Raw genomic sequence first — 24,418 nt, 5'->3', positions numbered from 1 at the left:
TCAACTCATTTATTAGTTTTTTTGTCTTTAATTTATGGTAGTCTTAAGGTAATGGTTTAGAAAAGAAAGTTTTTATTATGCAAAAAATTAACAAAAAAAGCATTATGGAACTGTTAATGATTATGATTGGCTGTGCGATTTATGCTCTCAGCCTTGACATGATTTCAGTACCAAATAAACTCACAGATGGTGGTATCAGCGGTATTACCTTGTTATTAAGACACTTCTGGGGCATTAATATGGGATTATCGTCCTTACTACTTAATATACCGCTAATCATCCTAGGATATCGTTTTATGGGCAAAAGACTGTTGGCCTATACTATTTGGGGAACATTATGGCTGTCCTTTTTCCTATGGTTCTGGCGCTTAATTCCTATTATATCTCAATTAAACCTAGAACACGACCTCTTCTTGTCAGCAATTCTGGCGGGCACGCTTTCTGGCATTGGGTTAGGGTTAGTTTTTCGTTTTAATGGTACGTCAGGTGGTACAGATATTATCGCCAGAATTATGCAAATGAAATATGGCATATCTTCTGGCAAAGTTTTACTGTTTTGCGATACCATTATTTTATTATCTTCTTTAACATACCTTGACCTCAAACATATCATGTATACCCTAGTAGCCGCGTTTATTCTGTCACGTGTTATGGATGCAGTTCAACAGGGTGCATATTCTGCACGTGGTCTGCTTATTATCTCTGATCATTATCAAGAAATTGCAAAAATGATTGACTTAAAGCTGGATCGCGGTTTCACCTATCTTGAGGCTCGTGGTGGTTATAAAAAAACTAAAAGACCAGTAATTTACTTAGTAGTTTCTCCCAGAGAAATTCCCCTAGTAAAAGAATTAATAGCTGCAGAAGATCCCCAGGCATTTGTAAGCGTTATTGAAGTTCATGAGGTTTTAGGCGAAGGCTTTACTTATAAACAAAAAAGCCACCACCTTCTGATTAGGAAATAGCTTCATAAAGATTTAAAAAGGCAAATAACTCAAGTTTTTCGCAACTAAGTTAATTTGCCTTTTTAAATTATTAAATCTAAGGTGGATGATTACAAAACTATCTGTTTTTTTCAAATCCAGGTAATCATATTAATTTAGCAATTATAACAGTAATTCATCATACATTTCCTGCATCTCAGTATCTTCGGGTTCGAGTTTTAGATAGGCTTCTAATAATTCCTTTACGATGTCTTGAGAATTGGGTTCGGTATTAAAAAATAGTAGCATTTGCTTTAAAAAAGCACTATTATTTTTAAATTCTGGATAGGCTAATAAAAACTCACTTTTTGCTTTTGCACTTTGATCCAAATTTTGGTAAGAAAGAGCTAAATTCCAGTGAACCTGTGGTTCTAAGTCTTCATCGTCAACCTGGGCAAAAAGAGCAATATTTGCTTCATTGTCATTTTCTCTAACGTAAAGATTAGATAACTGCAAACGCAAATCAAAGTTTTCAGGAAGTTTTTTTATTCCTTTTTGTAACAAGTTTTTAGCTGTATCTAAGTCATTCAACCTAACAGCTGCTTGTGCTCCTTTTTTATAAAGAACGGGGTCAAGTTCATTATATGCTATTCCTAATTGAGCCGAGCGTAATTCTTGTTCGTTATCGTTTTTATGCTCATATGCTGTAGTTAACAACCTGTAAGCATTAACATAATCAGGACTTTGATCGATTACTTCATTCAAATACTTAATTGCCTGGTCATCTTTATGCAGAGTTAACATTACCAAGGCAGCCTGATACTTACTGTCAATATCAAGAATATCATTGCCATTTTTAGCAATTACTTCCCCTGCCTCTTCGTAACGACCTAATTTGGCTAAAGTTTGAAACAGACGGTCATTTAAATTGACTTCACTAAATGTTTTATGACGCTTCAACAAATCCTGGTATCTGGAAAGTGCTTGTTCATAATGGCCACTCAGATAATCGAGTTCAGCCAAACCAAACTTTACGACATCTTCATCAGGTGCAATTTTTTCAGCTGCTAGCAATTTTTGATAGGCCGTTTCAAGCAGACCGTTAGTCTGATAATAGTCAGCTTGAACAAGCAAGCTGTCAAGATAGGCGGAGGAGTCAGGACTAATGTTATAAAGCAAAGTTAAACCATCATCATCTTGACCGTCATTTAATAATATCTCAGCTAAATAAATTTTAAATAAGTCTTCTTTGGGAAAACGGGCAATTAAACTGCGATAAATTTCCTTTGCTAGATCGGTAAATCCTAATCCCACCAAATTCTCAGCCAGTGATGCTAAAATCTCTGGTTCATCTTTGTCCAAGGCTTTTTGTAATAATGACTTTTCTTGAGAAAAATCTTGCCGCTCAATTGCGTCAAGCAGCTTTTCCGAATAGCTCATTTTTCATTCCTCCATTATTTTATTTTAGCCGATCAGGTCAATTACAGCTACAAATAATATCAAACAAAAAAGATGATGGCGAATTAAGCCACCATCTTTTAAATAAAGTCATTGAGCTATTTAACAGCTTCCTTAAGAGCTTTACCAGGTCTAAATGCAGGTACAACACTTGCTGGAATTTGGATTTCATCGCCTGTTTGTGGATTACGTCCTTTACGAGCTGCGCGCTTACGTACTTCAAAAGTACCAAAGCCAATTAATTGTACTTTTTTGCCTTTAGCAAGATCTTCTTGGATTGAACTAAAAATTGCATCAACTGCTGTAGCTGCATCTTTTTTAGTTAATTTAGCTTTTGCTGCAACTTCAGTGACTAATTCTGCCTTATTTGCCATTGGGAATTCACCTCCTGTAACTTGAATCTCTTAGTAAGATCCTTATTTAATTCCTCAATTGAGGAACAGGGAATAAATGATTATTGAAATCACTTTTTCCTTGATTTTAAAATAGCACAAAACCCTTGATACAACAAGCAATTATTTCTAAAAAAGTGATTTTTATATCTTTGGTAGATACAAACTATTTTCTTTTTCGAGCAATAATTTTTATGGGAGTGCCGGAAAAGTCAAAATTCTCCCTTAATTGGTTAATTAAAAAGCGCTGATATGAAAAATGCATTAATTCAGGATCATTGACAAATACGACAAAAGTTGGTGGATTAGTGGCTACCTGCGTCATGTAGTAAACTCGTAATCTTTTTCCTTTAATCATAGGCGTTGGAACTAACTTACTTGTTTCTAGTAAGAGATCATTTAAAACGCTGGATTTAATTCTTTGTTGTTGATTATGAGAAACTCTTCGAACCATCTCCGGAATTATAGCCAGATTCTGCCCCGTCTTTGCTGAAACAAACAAAATAGGAGCATAATCTAGGTACTGAAATTCTGAACGAATAATTTGTTCAAAATCCTTGCCACTGTTACTTGTCTTTTTAGGCAAATCCCATTTATTGACAACAATAATAATTCCTCTTCCAGCATCGTGGGCATATCCAGCAACATGCTTGTCCTGCTCTCTAATGCCTGTGCTGGCATCAAGTACTAGGCAGACTACATCAGAATGCTCAATTGCACCCATTGCTCTCATTACTGAGTATTTTTCAGTCTTTTCGTAAACTTTTCCCCGGCGCCTTATACCAGCTGTATCAACAATTCTAAATTTAGTACCATCTGTTTCAAAAGGGGTATCAACTGCGTCACGGGTCGTTCCCTCTTCGTTATTAACAATTACACGATTTTCTCCGACAAGGCGGTTGACAATTGATGATTTTCCTACATTAGGCCGACCTATTACACTAAAAGAAATTTGCTCCTTCTCATTTTGCTTCAAGTCTTTAGGCAAACTTTGCACTATTTGATCCAGCAAATCTCCAATACCCGTGCCATGCACGCTTGAAACAGGAATAGGATCGCCAAAACCTAAGCTATAAAAATCATAAATGTCCATCCGCTGCTCTGGATTATCAGCTTTATTTACAGCTAAAATCACTGGCTTCTTAGTTTGATAAAGCATTTGGGCAATGCGCTCATCAAGATTTGTTACGTGATTAGCAACATTAGTTAAAAAGATGATTACATCAGCTTCTTCAATTGCTATTCCAGCTTGGGCTCTTATTTCTTCTTCAATATTACTATTTTCCCAAGTTATTCCACCAGTATCAATCAAATCAAATTTGTGCCCCAACCATTCAGCTTGCGCATAATTACGGTCTCTAGTCACGCCAGGTTTATCTTCAACTATTGCTAACCGTTGATTAATAATCCGGTTGAAAAGCGTTGATTTACCAACATTAGGCTGTCCTACAATTGCAACTACGGGTAAAACCATTTTTCAGCCTCCTTTTACAAATAAAAAAACCGACTTAAGAGTCGGCTTTTTTATTAAATTAACGACGATCTTTTAATTGGTCACCTATGATGTCACCTAAAGCAAAGCCGCTGTCATCATTGTTCATATATTTTTTATTTACTGAATTGCGGTTATATGAACTGTGTGAACGATTGCCTTCATTTTCAGAGTTCTTGGGCTCAGCAGCCTTCATTGAAAGTGAAATGCGATGCTCACCAGGGTCAATGTTTAAGACCTTGACTTTAACTTTTTGACCAACCTTTAAAACATCACTTGGCTTGTCTACGTGTTTATATGATATTTCAGAAACGTGAACTAAACCTTGAATATTATCAGCAACTTCAACAAAAGCACCGAAGTTAGTTAAAGATTTAACTTCGCCTTCAAACACATCGCCTTCGTGTAAGTCAGCTGTAGCTTGTTCAAAAGGAGAAGGTTCAGTTTGCTTAATTGAAAGGGAGATGCGATGTCTATCATCATCAATACCAATTACTTTAACTTTGACATCTTGACCAGCCTTTAAAACATCGCTTGGCTTATCAACATGTTTGTATGAGATCTCGGAAATGTGGACTAAACCATCAACACCGCCAACATCAACAAAAGCTCCAAAATTAGTTAAACGGGAAACCTTGCCTTCAACAACATCACCCACAACTAATTGTGATGCAACCTTGTCAAAAGCTTCTTCACGTTCTTCTTCAATTAAATCTTTGTGAGAAAGGATTAAGCGGTTCTTACTTGGATCAATTTCAGTAATTTTAAGTTTCATGGTTTTGCCGATAAATGGCTTAAGATCCGAAACATAACGGTTAGAAATTAATGACGCAGGCAAAAATCCTCTAGTGCCTACATCTACTAACAAACCACCACGAACTGAAGAAGTAACTGTGCCTTCAATTGTCTTTCCGGCTTCAAAATCTTTTTGCAGTTCATCGTAAGCTTCTCTTTCCTTCAAGCGGGTAACTGAGAAGAAAAATTCACCATTCTCTTTGTCTCCGCCGGCTTTTCTTAAAACTAAAGCTTTGAGCTTATCGCCTGGTTTAACTGCTTCACGTAGGTCAACGTTGCGATCTGAAGTGTATTCACGACGAGGAATTACACCTTCAATACCGGCATTTTCAACACCAACATCGATTTGACCTTCTTCAACGTCTAAGACTTCAACATCTACAATATCTCCGACCTCAACTCCTTGCATTTGCTTTAATGCATCTAAAAATTGATTACTGTTTTCTGACATTATTTACCTCCCAATATCATACTCTAATTCTAAATGAAAGTTTGATATTTTTCTACTGTTTTATACCCTTTTTTTATAGTTTTTTTGACTTTTTTTAATTTCAGATAAGATTGCATTAACTACCTGGTCTATAGTCATAGAAGTTGTGTCTATTTCAATAGCATCAAGTGCCTTTTTTAATGGTGAAATTTTACGATGCGAATCTTTATAATCCCTTTCCGCTATGTCTTGTTCAATTTCTTCAAGGGACTGGTTAGTTTTAATTCCCCTTTCTTTAAAATCAAGCATTCTTCTTTGGGCTCGAGAATGAGCAGACGCAACTAAAAAGATTTTAACGTCAGCTGCAGGCAAAACCGTGGTCCCAATATCACGACCATCCATCACTACATTCATCTGACCGGCCATTTGTCTTTGCAAACTGACCATTTTAGCTCTGATACCTGCCAAAGCTGATACTTGAGAAACGTGAGCAGAAATATCCGGTGTACGTATATCTTGAGATATATCCTTATCGCCGGCAAAAACTTTTTGTTGGCCATTTTCGTTTTTCAGTTCAATTTTTTCTTTGTCAATAGCAGCCAATATGCCTTTTTCATCGCTATAACTAAGTTTGTGTTCACGTGCTAACCAGGTAGAAACACGGTACATTGCTCCCGTATCAATATACGTAAAGTTCAATTTTTGAGCTATTATCTTTGCTACTGTACTTTTTCCAGCTGAAGCTGGTCCATCAATTGCTATTTGCATTCAATAAAAAAGGGACTGCAGTCCCTATCCTTTCTAAATTATTTGATACGCAATACTTGTCCGATATCCACCTGACTGTTAGGGTCAAGTTGATTTAACTCAGCTAACTGACCAACAGAAATTTTAAAACGACGAGCAATACTACTTAAAGAATCTCCACTTTGAACTATATATTGTTTAATTTTGGGTTTAGTTTTTGCGTGTTTCCTTTTTTGCTTAACCTTAGGTTTGGGTTTTGCCTTCGGTTTGCTCTTAGTTTTATTTTCGACAAGTTTGTTTTTTGCAGGAGAAGCTTTAACGTTTGCTTTTTTGGCAGCTTTTTTATGAGTTTTGCGTACTTCAACTATTTTATTACTTGAATTATTATTCGCTGCTAAATGATGTACTACTGGAACAAGGCCAATTAGTATCATTATAAGTAAAACAATGAGTACAATCCAACCTTTAGAAACAGAATTGTATGTTTCAACTCTGGTTTTTTGCGGACGTTTATAATGTTGATATGGTCCCTTAGGATTATTAGTCATCTTAAAAAGCCTCCTTACCTAACTTGTTTAATTTTAGCATATTTACCATTTAAGTGGATAAAAAAATCGGTCATTTAATAGACCGATTTCATAATTTCTGATTTTAGTTTTTTAAATTGAAGTTTTTCCTGACAAATGGTTTGATTGTTCTCAAAACAGTTTCAAACAGTAAGTAAACCACCGTACCATTTATTGCGCCTTTTAATAAATTAAACGGCACAATAATGCCAAAAATGTAGGCACTCATTGAAGGAATGTGAAGCAATTTGCCCAAGTACACTTTCTCAGTAAATGCCAGTAAACCTGAATAACCATGAATAGTTGGCAAATTGGGTACTGTAGTTGCTGCATAAAAAGGTGTTAAAACCAGAGCATTTAAAACTGACAAAACAAAAGCCATCGCTATAATGCCAAGAACTATACCTAAGATTGGTTTTAAATGTTTTTTAGTAAAACTCTTTTCATCTTTATTGATATTTCTAGTCAAATAATAAAACGGCAAAGCAAATGAAATTGATGCTAAAAAGGCCGCAGATTGACCCACTAAACTTGGTAGCGCAAAACCTTTATATATTAAATTAATTAGCATTCTCACAAACGCGATGAAAATGCCGGGTAATGGACCAAATAAAAAAGTACCAATAGTAATTACAACATCAGAAAAATCAAATTTTAAAAAGCTGGTGACAGGCAATGGTATTTCCAAAAGCATTAACACATATGCAATTGTTCCAATTAAAGTATATGCTACTATATTGACCAAATTATTTCTGCCTTTTCTTTGCAAAATTCTTACCTCCAAAAAAACTCGGTCTGCTGCTTCTAGCAACAGACCGAGTAAAAGTAAGCTAAAGATCTTGGCTTTTAGTTTAGTCTGTCTTCTTTCATCTAGACTTTAACTATCGGTATCACAATAGATTCCACCACTTTCGTGGGTCGCGGACTCTCACCGCCGGTCGGGATTTTCACCCTGCCATGAAGACAACAAACTTAATATTTAATTTTCAAATACCATCTTAATCTACGTCTTTTAATCTGTCAACTTCCTCATGGGATAATTCGCGAAAACTTCCGGAAATCAGAGAATCCAGGGTTAAAAAGGCATATCTTTCACGTGCTAATTTTTTAACCTGATGATGAACGGCCTTAAACATTCTTTTTACTTGATGATACTGCCCCTCATGAATAGTTAACTGTACTATTTGGCTATTTTTTTTGCGGTCAGTTCTAATTACTTTAACTTTAGCTGGAGCACATCTATGACGATCAATTTTTACTCCGTGGGTAAGCTGACTGATTTCTGCAGGAGAAAGCACACCCGTAATTTTAGCAACATATACTTTGGCTACATTATTGCGTGGATGCATCAATAAATTTGCAAGCTCTCCGTCATTGGTCATCAAGAGTAAACCTGACGTGTCATAATCTAGTCTGCCAATTGGGTACAAGCGGTAGGGCAATTCTTTAAAGTAGTCAACAACGGTTTTTCGGCCTTTGTCATCGCTGGCAGTCGATACCACCCCACGCGGTTTATAAAAAAGGTATGTGTGCAAACTTTCCCGCTCAATTGGTTCACCATCAACGGTAATATTACTAAATGTATCTACCTTAGTACCTAATTTTGTAACTACATTACCATCAACTGTCACCCGCCCTGCGGTGATCATTTTTTCAGCCTTGCGTCGTGAAGCAATTCCAGCTTCAGCAATTACTTTTTGTAATCGTTCTAACACCATTATGATTCTCCTTTTTGAGTTTTAGCAATATTCTTATCTGCTTGACCCTTAGCCGCAAATAAATCGATTTCACCTTCGGCATTAACACTATCATCTTCAAAATCTTCAATTAGAGGTAAATCGGCTAAACTTTGATAACCAAAATACTGCAAAAAATAGTCAGTGGTCACGTATAAATTAGGGTGTCCCGGAGCCTCTTTTTTGCCATTTATCTTTACAAGACCCCGCCAAATTAATGTTTGTAAAGCACCAGATGAATTTACCCCTCTGATTTCATCAATTTCTATCCGAGTAATAGGCTGCTTATAAGCAACAATTGCTAATATTTCCAAAGCGGACTGACTAAGACTTTTAGTTAAATCTTTTTGAAAAAAGTTTTCAATTGTTTTGCTTACTTCCGGCCGGGTTGTTAATTTATAAGAATCGTTCAGCTGCTGTATTTGCAGACCTGAATCCGAATTTTGCTGTAATTTTTCCTGCAAGCTTTTAGTTAATTCGCGCAGTGCAGGCTTGCCAATTTGCAGCAGTTCACACAAATTAGTGCTTTCAATGCCATTATCACCGGCCACATACAATAGAGCCTCTAACTGGGCAATTTTAGTTATCATCGCTATCAATTCTTTCCAAGTTCAGATCGCCAAATGTTCTATTTTGTGTTACCCGCAATTCTTGCTTTTTACAAAGTTCAAGCAATGCTAAAAACAAACCAATAACATCAGATAAAGTTTTCATTTTTTGACAACATGCAAAAAAACTGACCTTTTTGCACTTTGCCAATTCGGTTTGCAAAAAAGTACTCATCTCTTTAACAGAGGTCTCTTTCACCTCAACCGAAACAATATCTGGCTGTCTGATCTTCATTCTTTGTAATACTAAAATAAACGTATTAGCCAATTCAGTGGAAGTAATTTGTCCTCGAGGTAACGGCTGAATCTTTTTACTAAGGGGCACGCTTTCCTCTTTAGCAGCAGTAATGGGAACCTTTTCGTTACGCTTTTTAAAGTAAACCGAGATTTTTTTGAATATTGAGTAGGTAATAAGCTGCTGTACGAGTTCATCCCTAGGATCTTCCTGTTCCTCATCATTTTCTATGAAATCATTTTGCGGCAGTAATGATTGAGACTTTATGCGTAACAACAATGATGACATGACAAAGTATTCACCGGCAATTTTCAAATTAAGACTTTGCATTTGATGTAAATAGGCTAAATATTGGCTGGTAATTTGGGCTATCGGAATATCATAAATATCAATTTTCTGTACTTTAATTAAGTGCAGCAACAAATCTAAAGGGCCTTCAAAATTGGGTAATTCCAAAGTAAGATTAGCACTCATATTTTTGAGTCCTTTTTTAAATATTTAATCAGATCAATATATTCAGGAACAGCCGTAATTCTTTTTTGGGGATTACTTTGAGCCAGTTCTTGTATTGCCTTTGCTTCGTATTTAGCTTTGCGAAAATCAGGAGCAAATGAAATGTAGCGAATGACAACAAATTGTTTATTCGCTTGCGTGCCAATCACACCAATAAAATTAGGATCTTTAGACCGATAAAGATATAGACAAAATTCAGCACTATTTTTATTTAATTGAATTTCATCCTTAAGATTTGCGAGATTTTTAAAATCCGGTAAATAGGATAACAAACCCATTGCTACTTTTTCCGTGTCATTTTTACATTCAATTAACATTTAATCACCTTAAATTCGGGGATGAGTTTTCTCGTATACTTGTATGATATGTTTCTGAGACAAATTGGTATAAATTTGTGTAGTACTAATATCCGAGTGTCCTAAAATTTCTTGAACCACACGCAAATCAGCCCCATTTTCAAGTAGGTGAGTAGCGAAGGTGTGTCTTAAAGTGTGAGGGGTAACGTTTTTCTGAATACCAGCCAACTTGCAGTAATGCTTGATAATTTGCCACACAGCTTGTCGAGTTAGAGAACCGCCGCGACTGTTCAGAAAAATAAAATCCGTGTTTTTTCCCACTTTCAATATCAAGGGATCACGTACTTTTTCTTTATAACTATCAATCCAGGACAAAGCAACTTTACTAATAGGAATCAACCGTTCTTTTGACCCTTTACCAAAAACTTTGACTAATTTCAATTCTTCATGCAAGTCGGTAAATTTAAGGTTTATTAATTCGCTCACCCTTATGCCCGTTGCGTACAACGTTTCAAGTAAAGCACGGTCTCGTAAACCCAGTTTCTTTTTTATATCAGGTTGCTTAAGTAAGTCAGTAACTTCAACTGTGGTTAAAGCAACTGGTAAAGGTCGACGTTTTTTGGGTGAGTCTATTTCAAGCATAGGATTCAATTTTTGAATATTTTGTCTTACCAGCCACTGGTAAAATTTCCGCAGACTTGAAATTAAACGACTAATAGAACTTGTTGCTTTCTTTTGATCGCGTTGCTCGGCCAAAAAAGCATCAATATCAATTGCTTTAGTTGGCCAAGAACTTAAATTTTCCTTTTGCAAAAAATTAATGAAAGAGCTTAAATCCTGCTTGTAAGCAGTAATTGTATTAGCACTTAGTCCTCGCTCAATTTGACTATATCTTAAATAGTCCTCAACTTGTTCTGTTAAATTATTCATTTTTGTCTTCTTCGGGGTCGTTAACTAATGAAATTGTTCCAGTAGTTTTATTTTCCACTATGTATTTTCCCTTCAACAAGTGACCTAATGCTCGTTTAAAAGCAGATTTTGAGATGCCAAAATAGCTTTTTATATCCTCTGCATCAGATTTATCATAAAAAGGTAATGTTTTATCTTTTTTTCTGCGCAAACTCATCAAAATCATCTGCGCATCATCATCTATTTCTTCAAATGATCGCGGCAGACTGCTCAAATTTAGGCGACCATACTGACTGACACCAACTACTCTACCCTTAAACTGTTCACCTAAACGTAGTGGCCGAGCCATTTGTGACGGATGAACAAAACCCAAATAATATTCTTTAGTAATTACAAATGCTCCTACTTCACGGGCTGAATAAACAGTCCCAAAAACATCTTTATTATTCATACCGTCTGGAAAATGAGCTGCAAGTTGTTCAAAAATATTTTCATCAGCCATTTTTGCCCAAATACGATCTTTTTCATCAGTTTCAAGATGAACTAGCAGTTGATCACCAACTTCAGGCCAGCGTTCTTTGTCATAAGGGAGATCATCCAAGGAAATCACTATATCTTTATCTGGCAAACCAATATCTACAAAAACACCTAAGTTATACTTGACTTCAGTCACTTTGCTCCAAGCATACTGATCTTCTTGAGCAAAGGGTAGAAACTGGGTCATTTCCCGATTATGCTGTTTATTATCATACAGAAATCCTTTGATTTGATCCCCCAGTTTTGGCTTTTCTTCTTGAGTAATTTCCTTTCTTTTTAATTCGTAAGTCAAACCTTCGACTTGAACAAAAAAAGAATTTTCATTTTGATCTATTATTTTTCCAGTTGCAATAGTGCCGAGCATGATTATTCTCCTAAGTCTAGATATTGGATCTGATAATAAGTATATCATTTTAGCGGATTAAATTGATATCAGTCAAACCAAATTAACTAATGATTTTCATTTAATTTACCACGATCAAAGGCAAACAAAAATAGCCAGTACTGATTACTGGCTATTTTCACATTTTACTTTAATTAAAGATTTGAAACTTCACCTTGGTAAATAGCACCACGACGAGCATCAACAGTAATAGTAATACCACTGCCAATCTTTTCAGTAGCACCAGTAACACCAACAACAACTGGAATTCCTAATGATAACCCGACAACTGCAGCGTGTGAAGTCAATCCAGAAGCTTCAACAACTAAACCTGAAGCCTTCTTAATAGCTGGCATGTAATCAGGATCAGTAGTTCTGGCAACCATGATGTCGCCTTCTTTAACCTTGCTGATAGCTTCTTCAGCACTATTAACCACAACTGTCTTGCCAACAACTGAGCCGTTACCAACACCTAGACCTTGAGCTAATTTGCTACCAATGATTTGTAATTTCATTAAGTTGGTTGTACCTGAATCACCAACAGGAACACCAGCAACAATGATTACTAAATCACCATCTTTAACATAGCCTTGTTCCTTGGCAACATTAGCTGCTACTTCAAACATATCATCAGTCGAAGCTGGTTTGTCAGTAAGTAAAGGTTGAACACCCCAAGAAATGCCAAGTGAGTGTTGAATCTTTTCGTCAAAAGTTAAGGCCAAGATATTGGCGTTTGGACGATATTTAGAAATCATTCTGGCAGTATAGCCTGAATTAGTTGCAGTAATAATGGTTTTAACACCTAATTCTTGGGCAGTCCGCACAACAGATTCACCAATAGCTTCAGTAACGTTTGAACCCTTGTATTCTTCAAATCTTTGCAGAGCCAATGTATTACGCTTAAGAAGTTCTTGTTCAGTTCTTTCATCAATTTCAGCCATTGCAGAAACAGCCTTAACTGGGTACAAACCGTTGGCGGATTCACCAGAAAGCATAGTTGCATCGGTACCGTCAAGTACAGCGTTAGCTACGTCTGAAACTTCAGCACGAGTTGGACGAGGATTTTCTTGCATTGAGTCAAGCATTTGGGTAGCAGTAATAACTGGCTTGCCAAGTGCGTTTGCTCTCTTGATTAAATCTTTTTGAACAAATGGCACATCAATAAATGGAATTTCAACCCCCATGTCACCACGAGCAACCATTAAACCATCTGAAACTTGCAAGATTTCATCTGCATTATCGATACCTTCTTGTGATTCAATCTTAGGATAAATCTTAACATAATCACAACCTGCATCTTCACACAACTTACGGATATCAAGGATATCCTGTGCCTTACGTGCAAACGAAGCAAAAATAAAGTTAATGCCATGAGCTAAACCAAATTTGATGTCATCAGCATCTTTTGCGGTAATTCCTGGCAGGCGAATTTCAACTCCAGGTGCATTAACACCCTTTTTGGAACCTATAACACCAGTGTTTTGAGCTTCACAAACTAGCTCTTTCTTTTCTTCGTCTTTTTCTTTAATTAATAAGTCAACTAAACCATCATCAATTAAAACATGACCACCAACGTGGGTATCACCATAAAGACCTTCGTAAGTAACATGGATCATGTCCTTGTTACCCGGTTTGGAATCGTCCATTGATACACGAATTTGGTCTCCAGTATTAATGGTAAACTTGCCACCTTCTTGATCAGTGGTTCTAATCTCAGCACCTTTGGTGTCTAATGCGATACCAAGTACTAAGCCAGTTTCTTTTTCGACTTGACGAACCATTTTCATCCGTGACAGATGCTCAGCATGATCACCATGTGAAAAGTTGAAACGGAATACATTTACGCCTGACTTAGCCAAAGCTGTAATAGTTTCAATATCATTTGAAGCTGGCCCTAAGGTACTAACAATTTTAGTTTTCTTCATTATTTAAAAATCTCCCCAAAATCGACTAATTATTTAGTCATTTCTTCATTAATATCAATTAACGACTCTTCGCTGGCATGTTTTTCATCAAATAAATCCAGAATATCGTGGGTTTCCAGTTGGCCATTCTCCATGCCGACAGCTAAACCGCCTTTACCATCAAGAAGTAACTTAACCGCATAATTGCCCATCTTTGTAGCATTTATTCTATCCAAAACTGTAGGTGATCCGCCACGCTGCATATGACCAATAATATTGGCTCTGCAATCGAAATCGCCGTATTTTAAAAGCTCAGTTCTAAAATCAGCAGCATTCATGACACCTTCAGCTAAAATGATAATACCATTGTCTTTGCCGTCTTTGAAACCACGTTTTAATCTCTCCGCAATTTCTTTAATATCAAATTGCCGTTCTGGAACGACGATAGCATCGGCGCCACTGGCTAAACCAACGCGCATAGCAATGTCACCACAATCACGTCCCATCACATTCACAACAAAAACACGGTGATGACTGCTGGCAGTATCACGAATTCTGTCGATGGCTTGCATGGCTGTATTGCAGGCGGTATCAAGACCAATTGTATATTCAGTGTATGGAATATCATTATCGATGGTACCCGGTAACCCAATAGAATTAATTCCCAAACGGGTTAATGCCAGCGCACCATGATATGAACCATCACCACCAATAACAATTACAGTATCGATGTCATGCTTTTTTAATTGCTCTACTCCCTTTTCTTGCACTTCTTTTTGTGCAAATTCCGGGTAACGGGCACTGTAGAGAAAAGTACCACCTGCATTAATCATGTGATCAATATTTTCAGCAGTTAAGGTTACAAAGTCACCAGCTACAAGCCCGGCAAAACCATAACGAATACCAACAACACCAAGTCCATGATGAATAGCGGTTTTAGTTACTGCCCTAACAGCCGCATTCATGCCAGGAGCGTCGCCACCGCTCGTTAAAATTCCAATTCGCTTCATGAATTCACCTCATCAAGATTTATTGTGTAATTTCTCACATCCACTAAATTTTAACATTCTTTCACGAAAAAATCTCACAAAAAAGGATTAAAATTCTTGATTTGACGGTCTTTTTTGATGTTAGCGGTAACAATACTTATTTGTTACCGCTTAACCAAAAACCCTACTCTTGTAAATTAACAACCTTTAAATTTGTTAAAATATATTGTTTTTTACTCGAATCGAAACGATTGTTCTGAACTCTAATGCCTAATAAATAAATATTACCCTCCTTTAAATTCGATTGAATTTTATCATAAACACCAGGAAAAATTACAATATCCTGCTTACTAGTCGTATCGGCAAAATTACCAAAAGCCATGGTTTGCCCCTTTTTAGTTCTGACTAACTTTAATGACATTAATTTTCCTACGGCTATGCCACTTTCATGAATTTGAAATTCACTTAGTGCTTTTGCATTAAACTTTTGCGCGTATTTTTCTACCGTTATTAAAGGTGATGTTAACGTGGAAAAGCCCAAGGACTCTACCTCCATGACTGCTTTTTCCTGTTTACTTGGTTCAGGGGCATCTTTGACGGGTATGCCTCCCAGCCCTTCCGATAAAGCTAAATTTTCTCCTGTCAATTTCACATTTTCAATAGTTTCAGGGCAGTTTTGCAATAATTCGTTACGATTTTTGTTTATCCGATCAAAACAGCCCGCTTTAATAAGAGTTTCAATGACATTTGTAATACTATTGGCTTTAATAAATTTAGTATCAATTTGTCGTAAAAAGCCTGCTAAAGATGTAAATGGTTTTGTCTTGCGTTTAGCAATTATTTCTTTAAGAAAGTCAATTCTGACACCCTTAATCGCTCTGAGACCAACTAAAATCTGACCATCAATTACCTGATACCATAAAGAGCTTTTATTAATATCAGGTGGCAAAATTTTAACGCCATCTTCTTGTGCTCGCATTATATATTCACTTGCTTTATTTTGATTACCGATATTGGAATTAAGCATAGCCGCATAAAACTCAGCGGGATAATGAACCTGTAAATAAGCTAGCCAAAAAGCGATCATAGTATATGCCACAGCGTGCGAGCGGTTAAAGCCATAATTAGCAAATTGTTCAATATAGTCATATACCCGAGTGGCAACTTGAGTGCTATGACCCTTTTTTACAGCACCAGAGATAAATTTAGCTTTTTCCTGTTCAATAACTTTTTGGTCCTTCTTTGACATTGCCCTGCGTAAAATATCAGCTTCGCCTAAAGAAAAGCCTGCTAAAACCTGAGCAGTCTGCATAACCTGTTCCTGGTAGACTAAAATTCCATATGTTGGAGCCAGGATTGTCTTTAAACTGGGATCAGGATATGTGACTTTTTGTTTACCCTTTTTGCGAGCAATAAAAGTGTTAATATTCTGCATTGGACCTGGACGATAAAGTGCATTGACTGCTACCAGATCTTCAAAATTATCTGGGTGCAGTTCCCGAAGCACATTACGAATCCCAGCAGATTCAAATTGAAAAACTAGTTCTGTTTCGCCTTTTTGAAAAATATTTAAAGTTGGCGGATCGTCCAAAGGAATCTGATTAAAAGCGATTTTTTTACCTTGATCACGAATCATTTTTGCTGTATCTCCAAGGATAGTCAAATTTCTTAACCCTAAAAAGTCAATCTTTAACAAACCCAGAGCTTCCACGTATTTTTTAGTTTGCTGCGTTAGCGGTATCCCCAGTTGACCCGCCTGTAAGCCAGAAATGGCTGCAATAGAATTATCACTGACAACTAAACCAGCAGCATGAATTGAGTAGTGTCGCGGTAACCCTTCTAAGCCACTGGCAGTTTCAAAAAGCAGTTTATTGCTATCACTAGCATTTACCAGCATTTGCATTTTTTTAGATTCCTTATAGGCTTGAGCCAGACTAATTTTACCCTTTGCAAAAGGCACGCTTTTTGACCATTCACTCAATTGCATTTCCTGCAAGCCAAAAACTCGTCCGGTATCACGCAAAACCTGTTTGGCCGCTAATGTACCAAAAGTAAGAATTTGTGCCGCGTGATCCATACCATATTTGGTAAACATGTACTTAATGACATCGTCACGGCGATTGTCAGGAATATCTAAATCAATATCAGGCATTTCGTGGCGAGCTGGATTAAGAAAACGCTCAAAAAGTAAATGATATTCAAGTGGATCAACCTCTGTGATGTTAAGTGCATATGAAACTAAAGATCCACATGCCGATCCCCGGCCAGGACCCATCACAATATCAGTTCGATGACAATAGTTTACTACGTCCCAAACAATCAAAAAATAGTCGTTAAAGCCCATTTGATCGATCACCTGCAACTCATAATTGAGCTGCTTTTGATAACTTGCAGGAACTTGGCGCTGCTTAAAACGACTCTTTAAGCCGTTCTCGGCCAAATACCTTAGGTAATCCTTTGAGCTCGTAAATTTTTTTTGCTTATATTTCGGTAAGACAGGCGTTTGAAAAATAACTTTAGCATTACATAAGGATGCTATCTTTCCGGTATTACTTAATGCTTCATCCAAGTCTAGTTCATGGTAGCGCTTACTTAATTCCTGAACGGCTGGTAAATAATGTGAACCTGACTGCTTTGCCAGTTCAGCAGTATCTTGTAACACCTCTCCTTTTTTAATGGCCTGCAAAGTTTTGCGTAAAAACTGGTCACGCGGTTTTAAGTAACAAGTATCTTCAACGCTAACTAATGGTACTTCAAATTGCTTTGACAAAGTTTTAACATATTGAATGTATTTTTTTTGCTTTTCATTGCCATAGACACCAATATAAAGAGAACTTGACTTAGGTACTAAACTGATTAATTGTCGCAAAAAATCTGTCCCTAATTTGTCATTTTGTACCTGCAAGTTCAACAACTCACTGTGAGAATTTGCCGGTTCTATCAAAATCAGTTCATGCAAATCCTTAGTCAAATCTGCTAAAGTTAAGATTTTTTGCTTATTGCCATTATCCGTCAAAAGGTTAATTCTACTTGATAAACGCAAAATATTACGGTAACCCTCATCAGATTTTGCCAGTGCTATCAGATCATATTGGTGAGCACTGTCAATTAAGCCGTTTAATCTTAATTGCATCCCTAAAAGAGGTTTAATACCAACTTTTTGGGCTACCTCAAAAAAGTTAACCAGACCGTACGTGACATTCACGTCGGTCAATCCAACAGCTTCATAGCCTAATTTTTTGGCAGTAGTAACCAAATCATAAATTTTTACTGGACTTTCTAAAAGTGTGAAAGAACTAAGATTCTGTAATGCAGCATATTTCATTTTTCGGGTCACCCTCCATATAATTTAGTATACCAAAAAGCTATCTTTTGGATTGAAAACCTGCATAATATTTGTTAGAATTCAAGGGTATGAAAGAAGGAAACGCTATGGGTCGATATATTGTAACTATTTGCTGGAGCGTCGTTTACATGCTAATTGTAGGCTTTATTGCCGCTCCGTTAACCCAACATGTTTTTAATTTTGGCGAGGCTGCTATTGTAGGTTTAATCTTCGGCTTGCTATTTGCAGCAATTATTCCTACAATTACAGCACATTCTCATAAAGACAAGAGCAAATATTCTAAACTTAAGTAAACAAAAGTCATCAGCTTACCGTTGATGACTTTTTTCTTACTTAAAATGATAGTTATGTGTTACTTCGCTTTTAATTTGACCTTTAGTTAAGTATTCTTGAAACATTTCTATATAATCTTTATCCCAAATTTTTTCAATCTTATTAATACTGTATTCAGGATAAAAACCCCCACCCATAGCACGATAGTTGTTAACAGCCAAGCGATATGTCTTGGGGACTAAAATTGCTTGTCCGTGTAATTCCAACTTTGTCAAACGTTCACCTTCTGGTTTTTTGATATCAGCTTCATAAACAAGCGGGTAAAACAAATCAAAATTAAAAAGTTGACTGCGATATTGAGGAGCAAAGCTAACATTGCCTTTTTGGTCTTTAGTTAAAAATTTAAGTGAGTATTCAACAATATGGCGTAATTCCTTACCGGTTACTTTAACAACACATAACTGATTAGCAAAGGGATAATTTAACAAAATATCGCGCATTGAAACATTTTTGCCAAAGCCCTTGGTAGTTTCGCTCATTAATGCAGTTGCTGAAATATCAGCATGGGTAAAATAAAGCTGCATATTTTGCAGCAAATTGATAAAAGGTGAACCCTCAATTCTTGCCTGATTAGCATTTGCTACAGGTGCAGGATTATCTAAATGAGCGATTGGCTGATCAAGCCATTTTTGCGTCTTTTTGTCTAAAGCTAAGCTGACTGAATTAATTGCGGCAGCGGGCTTATAAGCACTTACATCAATTAATTCAGCTGACATTGATTTAATCTTCTTACTTTGCTTGTCAATCTCCAGCACTATCTTGCCCAGAGCTTCTCCACGATAACCCGGCTGGACAAGCGCCGTTTTATTTATTACTGCACTCAGTTTGCGATGCTGATGTCCAGTTAACAATAGATCTATGGCGGGAATTTCTTGTAAAAGACGATAGCCCTCATTTTCTCCTGTAGCTGGTTCGGTATGAGTTCCTGATTCAATATCAGCCTCGAAGCCGCCATGATAAAGGACAGCTAAAACATTAACTTTTGGCCTTAAAAAAGGTATTAAATGCTTAACCTGTGCAAAAGCAGACCTAAATTCCAAGTTTGCAACATGTTCTGCTGGTTCCCAAAAAGGTATTCTCTGCGTAGCAATTCCGATAATTCCCACCTTTATGCCATTTTTATTTATAATGATATAATCTTGACCAAAAGCCGGTCGACCAGTTTTTTCAGCTAAAATATTACTGTTTACAAAGGGCGCTTTGCTATATGAGAGATACTGTTTTAAATAATCCAAGCCAAAATTAAAATCATGATTACCCAAACAGCGCGCATCATAGTTAATTTGGTTATAGCACTCAGCAAACTTTTTTAATGCAGAGTTATTTTTGCTTTCGTGAACATAGGCTGCTAAAGGCGAACCCTGCAGGCTGTCACCTGCATCCGTAACTATCACGTTTTCAGGTCCATATTTTCTTTTTTGCTCTTCTATTGCGCTTTTTAGCCGGCTAAGTCCGAAAGGAGCCGAATAATCATTCTGGTTTTGATAGTCAGTAGGCATAATAAAACCATGAATATCGCTAGAATGTAAAATTACTAATTTCATTTCGTCTTTTTAATCTTTCTAATCAAACTAAGCAAATAAAAATCAGTATCTTTTTGCATAAAAAAAGACACCGCTTCTTGGTGCCTCTTAATTATTGATTGTCATTTGAGTTAGTTTGACTAACAACTTGACGACCCTTGTAATATCCTTTAGGTGAAACGCGGTGGCTTAAGCGATATTCACCAGTAGTTGCATCATAGTGCATTGCTGGCACAGTTAGCTTAATATGACCACGACGTGAACGTTTCTTTTGCTTAGAAGTATGTCTTTTAGGAACTGCCATTTAACTGATCTCCTTTTTTGTAGAATTACGATTTTAGGCTGCTTTTAGTCGCCCAAAATACTTCACGCTTGTTAATGATACTATTGTATCCCAAATAAATCAAGCTATATTAGTTATTCTTGTCTTGATTATGACCATAGGAGCCCCAAAAATAACCAATCAAAACTCCGATTATAATCATTAATACTAAAATAATGATCAAAGGTAATTTCAGTTTGAACAAGCCAAAATTAATAGCCACATTATTAGTATTCAAAACAACGAATACCACTGCCAATAACGTTAAAATTAAGGTAAAAATAAGTTTAATTTGACTAGTTTTACTTTTCATAATCCGCACTACTTTCTGGAAGCAAACTTAAGGGACAGCTTGTCACCAATCTTGGGAAACAAGTTATATAATTTCGCCAAAACAGCCAGACTGACAGGTAAATTCAGTTCCCGTTTATTACTGCCGAAGAAATGAACTACTTGCCAGGCAACATCATCGGGATCCAGCATAAATTTTTGCACGTTGTCGGCATAATGGCCGCTGGTGTCTGCAATATTGAAAAAATTCGTGTAAACAGGACCAGGATTAACCGTCATCACCTTAACACCAAATGGTTTTAGCTCCAACCGCAATACATTGGAGAACTGAATAACTGCCGCTTTTGACGCGCTGTAGGCTGCTGATTTCACAGTAGGAATTTTGCCGGCAATCGAACCAATATTAATGATTTGACCAGCTTTTTGTTCCATCATTAGGCGGCCCACTAAACGACTAAAATACATTAATCCTAAAACGTTAACTTGAAACATCGCAGTAACTTCGCGACGATCTGATTCCACAAAGTTTTCAAATTTGCCAAAGCCAGCACAATTGACTAAATAATCAATATGCTTAGTTAATTTAATAATTTCAGTAAAAGCAGTATCAATTTGATCACTTTGACTCATATCCGTTACTATTGTATAAGAAGCAGCTCCCGACAATTCATGGGCTTCAGAAGCCACTTTTTCCAGTTTAGCTTTATTTTTGGCAATCAGAATAACCGTTGCGCCTCTACCAGCACTTTCGAGCGCAATAGAGTGACCTATTCCACTGGAAGCGCCAGTAATTACCACTACTTTATTTCTAAGAGAATCACTCATTTTTTTCCCCTTTCATAGGAATTACAATCCGATCAAAATCGTTAGCCAATTTAGTGTTTGAAAAAACTTTTTGTGCCTGATTTTCCAATTTTTTGGCCTTAGCACCCAAATACCTGGCAGAAATATGATTTAAATATAAATATTTAACATTATTATCACGTGCAATCTTTGCTGCTTCAACGGCTGTAGAATGATAGTACGAATGAGCTAAATTAGTTTCATTACCCGCAAAAGTTGATTCATGTACCAAAACATCCGCATTCTGTGCCAACTGGGCTATTGCAGGAGTTGAGCGCGTATCATAGATAATAGTAACTATTCTGCCCTTTTTATCAGGTCCCAAAAAGTTCTTACCATCTAATATAGTACCATTTTCTAGAGTTATTTCTTCCCCATTTTTAAGTTTACCAAGTAACGGACCATTAGGTACATTATATTGCGCTAATTTATCCATTAAAAGTTCTCCCGGTTTATCATCTTCAACTACACGATAGCCAAAACTAGGTATTCGGTGGGCTAATTTTTCTGTATAAACTCTAAAACCTTTTCCTTGATAGATTAACCCACCTTCGTCCAAAACGACAAATTTGATTGGATAACTAATTTTTGTACGAGAAATTTTTAAAGCTGTCCGTACAAATTGTTCTAAGCCAGCAGGACCATAAATGGTAATTGGTCCCACGTCACCTTGAAAAGATCTCGTTGCCAGTAATCCCGGTAGCCCAAAAATATGATCACCATGATTGTGGGAAATAAATATTTTGGTGACTTTACGCAACCTAATATTGGTTCGTAAAATTTGGTGTTGTGTTGCTTCTCCCACATCAAATAACCAAATTTCATTGATCTCATCAAGCATTTTTAGCGCAATACTTGATACATTACGTTTCTTTGAAGGTTGTCCTGCTCCAGTTCCTAAAAATTGTAACTCCATCTTATTCCTATCTAATACTTAGCTTTTTCAACTATTTTTTTAACAATTAAGACGCTATAATGCTTCGATCCTAATGGCGTAGGGTGTGTTCTATCTTCATAAAACCAGTCAGGATGCTTTTCTGCATCAGCGTGCCAATCAATTACTACAAAATTATGATATTTTTTGGCAGCTTTGGCTAATAAGCCGTTAACCTTATTTTGCCAGGGTTTAGCCGGCACATAGGTATTAATCCAAAATACTTGTCGTTTATTTCCTAGTTGTTTCATCAAATCATCTATATCGGACATTTTGAAAGGGCCATTAGTTCCTAAGCCGATTAAGACATTTTTACTTAAAACTTTTTTATTTTGGTATTGTTTTAATAAGCCAAAGGAAACATTCAGCTGCCGGGAAATTGCGGCATCAATCACGGCTTTAGGCAGCAGACGATTTAAGTCTGCACTCGAACCCGCCATGACAGAATCACCAATTGCAGTTAATTCTACCTTTCGTGCCAACTGTAACTCCGTTTGTGAAATACCAAATTTTGTAAAAGACTTATTAACGGGATGCTTTTTTGCAGCTCGCTCAGCTTCTTTTAATAGTTTAGCTTTTTTTTGCTCTTTAGGCCTAATTTTTTTATATTGTGCTATTAACTCATTATTATCTCTTTTTTGTTGTTTGCGATTAGCTCTAATTCTGCGCGCTAATTGACTTTGATTAAAGTTTTGCGCTTTAACTGCTGGTGAAATCAAAATTGCAGTACTCCCTGTAAGAAAAATTAAACCTGCCAGTACCGCTTTTGCCTTCATTAGATAATTTTTAGTGTTTTTATCCCAAATTTGTTGCCAGTATTTTTTAACTTTTTGCCCTGAGATTTTTCCACAAGGCTTTTCTACCAGCCTGTACGCAGCTTCACTTAAAAAAATGATTAGAACAAGCTCAATTAGATGGTAAAGTTGCACATGATCGGCCATGTCAAAAACTTTATCTTCAAAGAATATCATTACGGGAAATTGGTAAAGATAAATTTCATAGCTTCGAGATCCAACCCAGTTAAAAATTGGATTAGTTAACCACCTGTTCCAGCGACTTGCCGGATGAGCAATTATACCAACAAGTACAGTTACGAGCAGCGTAAACAAAAGCATTCCCCCGCAATATGTAAAGGGCTTTTCAGCAGCCATTAACGGATTAAACAGCAAAGCGATTATACCAACGAGACAAATCATACCAATGATATCCAAAATAATTGAATCATTATGCTTTATAGTAGTTTTTAACTTGTCCATTGGCCAAATAACTGCTAAAGCCGCCCCTAAGCCCAAAGAAAAAAATCTAGTGTCGGTGCCATAATATATGCGATTGATGTCGGCGCCAGAGTTGTACAATACCGTCATTTCAACTGCAGAAAGTAAAGTGAAAAACAAAATAATTTTAAAAATGTTTTTTCTCTTTTTACCGTACTTCACTAATAAAAAAATAACTAGCGGCCATAATATGTAAAACTGACCGTTAATGGACATTGTCCATAAATGAACAAAAGGTGATTCATTAGCTGCAAAACGTTCAAAATAACTTTGTCCGTTTAAAATCTGCCAAAAATTATAAACATTGAGTAAATTAGTCACGACTATTTGACTTAACTTGGCCAATAAATTGCGTTGAAACAGAATTATATATGCCGCAGATAGCCATAATACCGCAATTAATGGCGGATAAATCTTTTTTAATCTGCTCAAGTAAAACTTTTTAGTATCGTAAAAGCCACTTTCCTCATATGACCTAAGCATCTGACAGGTAACTAAATATCCTGATAGTACGAAAAAAATCGGTACACCAAGATAGCCGCCTGCAAAAGTATTAGGGTCGAGGTGATAAAGTATAACACCGATTACCGCTAAAGCCCTAAGTCCAGAATATCCTGTAATGTATCGATTTTTTGCCATA

At 36.5% G+C, this 24,418-nt stretch carries 24 protein-coding genes and 1 riboswitch; of the genes, 2 read left to right on the top strand and 22 right to left on the bottom strand.

Annotated features, from left to right (window positions below; genetic code table 11):
* The first annotated feature begins 77 nt into the window (after nt 1-77).
* Nucleotides 78-965, top strand: a complete 888-nt coding sequence (locus F5ESL0259_RS04080; RefSeq protein WP_046324803.1) for a YitT family protein — start codon at nt 78-80, stop codon at nt 963-965.
* Between the two features lie 141 nt (nt 966-1,106).
* On the opposite strand, the gene F5ESL0259_RS04075 is transcribed toward F5ESL0259_RS04080, so the two are convergent.
* From F5ESL0259_RS04075 to F5ESL0259_RS04000, 16 genes are all read right to left on the bottom strand, one after another.
* The gene (locus F5ESL0259_RS04075) at nt 1,107-2,363 is read right to left on the bottom strand and encodes a lipopolysaccharide assembly protein LapB (protein WP_122037565.1); all 1,257 of its coding nucleotides are present in this window, start codon (nt 2,361-2,363) and stop codon (nt 1,107-1,109) included.
* Between the two features lie 116 nt (nt 2,364-2,479).
* Complete coding sequence (locus tag F5ESL0259_RS04070) at nt 2,480-2,755, bottom strand: HU family DNA-binding protein (protein WP_046324801.1); 276 nt, start codon at nt 2,753-2,755, stop codon at nt 2,480-2,482.
* A gap of 184 nt (nt 2,756-2,939) precedes the next feature.
* Nucleotides 2,940-4,247 (bottom strand): ribosome biogenesis GTPase Der, encoded by a 1,308-nt coding sequence (gene der, locus F5ESL0259_RS04065; protein WP_122037564.1) that lies wholly within the window; start codon nt 4,245-4,247, stop codon nt 2,940-2,942.
* Between the two features lie 58 nt (nt 4,248-4,305).
* Nucleotides 4,306-5,511, bottom strand: coding sequence for a 30S ribosomal protein S1 (gene rpsA, locus F5ESL0259_RS04060; protein WP_046324799.1), 1,206 nt, complete (start codon nt 5,509-5,511; stop codon nt 4,306-4,308).
* A 60-nt stretch (nt 5,512-5,571) separates the two neighbouring features.
* Nucleotides 5,572-6,258 (bottom strand): (d)CMP kinase, encoded by a 687-nt coding sequence (cmk, locus tag F5ESL0259_RS04055; RefSeq protein ID WP_122037563.1) that lies wholly within the window; start codon nt 6,256-6,258, stop codon nt 5,572-5,574.
* 38 nt (nt 6,259-6,296) lie between these two features.
* The gene (locus F5ESL0259_RS04050) at nt 6,297-6,785 is read right to left on the bottom strand and encodes a LysM domain-containing protein (RefSeq protein WP_122037562.1); all 489 of its coding nucleotides are present in this window, start codon (nt 6,783-6,785) and stop codon (nt 6,297-6,299) included.
* Nucleotides 6,786-6,888: 103 nt separating this feature from the next.
* Nucleotides 6,889-7,575, bottom strand: a complete 687-nt coding sequence (locus F5ESL0259_RS04045; protein ID WP_110446702.1) for an ECF transporter S component — start codon at nt 7,573-7,575, stop codon at nt 6,889-6,891.
* A gap of 82 nt (nt 7,576-7,657) precedes the next feature.
* Nucleotides 7,658-7,772: riboswitch (FMN riboswitch) on the bottom strand.
* Between the two features lie 29 nt (nt 7,773-7,801).
* Nucleotides 7,802-8,518 carry a pseudouridine synthase gene (locus tag F5ESL0259_RS04040; RefSeq protein ID WP_046325201.1) on the bottom strand — a complete coding sequence of 239 codons (717 nt, stop codon included), beginning with the start codon at nt 8,516-8,518 and terminating at the stop codon, nt 7,802-7,804.
* 2 nt (nt 8,519-8,520) lie between these two features.
* Nucleotides 8,521-9,129: an SMC-Scp complex subunit ScpB gene (gene scpB, locus F5ESL0259_RS04035; protein WP_046324796.1), complete on the bottom strand. Its 609-nt coding sequence runs from the start codon at nt 9,127-9,129 to the stop codon at nt 8,521-8,523.
* Complete coding sequence (locus tag F5ESL0259_RS04030; RefSeq protein WP_122037561.1) at nt 9,119-9,856, bottom strand: ScpA family protein; 738 nt, start codon at nt 9,854-9,856, stop codon at nt 9,119-9,121. The genes scpB and F5ESL0259_RS04030 overlap by 11 nt, the downstream gene beginning before the upstream one ends.
* Nucleotides 9,853-10,212 (bottom strand): reductase, encoded by a 360-nt coding sequence (locus F5ESL0259_RS04025; RefSeq protein ID WP_110446055.1) that lies wholly within the window; start codon nt 10,210-10,212, stop codon nt 9,853-9,855. The genes F5ESL0259_RS04030 and F5ESL0259_RS04025 overlap by 4 nt, the downstream gene beginning before the upstream one ends.
* 9 nt (nt 10,213-10,221) lie before the next feature.
* On the bottom strand, nt 10,222-11,121 hold the full coding sequence (xerD, locus tag F5ESL0259_RS04020; RefSeq protein ID WP_122037560.1) for a site-specific tyrosine recombinase XerD: 900 nt from the start codon (nt 11,119-11,121) through the stop codon (nt 10,222-10,224).
* The gene (locus F5ESL0259_RS04015; RefSeq protein ID WP_122037559.1) at nt 11,114-12,001 is read right to left on the bottom strand and encodes a S1 RNA-binding domain-containing protein; all 888 of its coding nucleotides are present in this window, start codon (nt 11,999-12,001) and stop codon (nt 11,114-11,116) included. Before F5ESL0259_RS04015 ends, xerD begins: the two co-directional genes overlap by 8 nt.
* Before the next feature lie 173 nt (nt 12,002-12,174).
* Nucleotides 12,175-13,944: a pyruvate kinase gene (gene pyk / locus F5ESL0259_RS04010; RefSeq protein ID WP_122037558.1), complete on the bottom strand. Its 1,770-nt coding sequence runs from the start codon at nt 13,942-13,944 to the stop codon at nt 12,175-12,177.
* Nucleotides 13,945-13,973: 29 nt separating this feature from the next.
* Nucleotides 13,974-14,933, bottom strand: a complete 960-nt coding sequence (gene pfkA, locus F5ESL0259_RS04005; protein WP_110446052.1) for a 6-phosphofructokinase — start codon at nt 14,931-14,933, stop codon at nt 13,974-13,976.
* Nucleotides 14,934-15,096: 163 nt separating this feature from the next.
* Entirely contained in the window at nt 15,097-18,237 is a 3,141-nt protein-coding gene (locus F5ESL0259_RS04000) for a DNA polymerase III subunit alpha (protein WP_122037557.1), read from the bottom strand.
* Between the two features lie 107 nt (nt 18,238-18,344).
* Here F5ESL0259_RS04000 and F5ESL0259_RS03995 point away from each other — a divergent pair, with 107 nt between their 5' ends.
* Nucleotides 18,345-18,551 carry a YjzD family protein gene (locus F5ESL0259_RS03995; protein ID WP_046324788.1) on the top strand — a complete coding sequence of 69 codons (207 nt, stop codon included), beginning with the start codon at nt 18,345-18,347 and terminating at the stop codon, nt 18,549-18,551.
* 36 nt (nt 18,552-18,587) lie between these two features.
* Here the strand turns inward: F5ESL0259_RS03995 and F5ESL0259_RS03990 are convergent, their stop codons facing one another.
* The 6 genes from F5ESL0259_RS03990 to F5ESL0259_RS03965 all read right to left on the bottom strand — a co-directional run bounded on the left by F5ESL0259_RS03990 (nt 18,588) and on the right by F5ESL0259_RS03965 (nt 24,417).
* Nucleotides 18,588-20,135: a bifunctional UDP-sugar hydrolase/5'-nucleotidase gene (locus F5ESL0259_RS03990; RefSeq protein WP_122037556.1), complete on the bottom strand. Its 1,548-nt coding sequence runs from the start codon at nt 20,133-20,135 to the stop codon at nt 18,588-18,590.
* A gap of 91 nt (nt 20,136-20,226) precedes the next feature.
* The gene (rpmF, locus tag F5ESL0259_RS03985) at nt 20,227-20,418 is read right to left on the bottom strand and encodes a 50S ribosomal protein L32 (protein ID WP_034979275.1); all 192 of its coding nucleotides are present in this window, start codon (nt 20,416-20,418) and stop codon (nt 20,227-20,229) included.
* A 109-nt stretch (nt 20,419-20,527) separates the two neighbouring features.
* Nucleotides 20,528-20,749, bottom strand: a complete 222-nt coding sequence (locus tag F5ESL0259_RS03980; RefSeq protein WP_046324786.1) for a lipopolysaccharide assembly protein LapA domain-containing protein — start codon at nt 20,747-20,749, stop codon at nt 20,528-20,530.
* A gap of 8 nt (nt 20,750-20,757) precedes the next feature.
* Entirely contained in the window at nt 20,758-21,552 is a 795-nt protein-coding gene (locus F5ESL0259_RS03975) for an SDR family oxidoreductase (protein ID WP_122037555.1), read from the bottom strand.
* Nucleotides 21,545-22,486 carry a ribonuclease Z gene (gene rnz / locus F5ESL0259_RS03970; RefSeq protein WP_046324784.1) on the bottom strand — a complete coding sequence of 314 codons (942 nt, stop codon included), beginning with the start codon at nt 22,484-22,486 and terminating at the stop codon, nt 21,545-21,547. Before rnz ends, F5ESL0259_RS03975 begins: the two co-directional genes overlap by 8 nt.
* 11 nt (nt 22,487-22,497) lie before the next feature.
* A complete protein-coding gene (locus F5ESL0259_RS03965) occupies nt 22,498-24,417 on the bottom strand; it encodes an acyltransferase family protein (RefSeq protein ID WP_122037554.1) in 1,920 nt (639 codons plus the stop codon).
* Between the last annotated feature and the right edge of the window lies 1 nt (nt 24,418).

Source organism: Lactobacillus sp. ESL0259 (assembly GCF_003693045.1).
In the GTDB taxonomy this organism is placed as follows: Bacteria; Bacillota; Bacilli; order Lactobacillales; family Lactobacillaceae; genus Lactobacillus; species Lactobacillus melliventris.
Note: the sequence above shows the minus strand (reverse complement) of the source record. Positions and strands in the feature narration are given on the sequence as shown.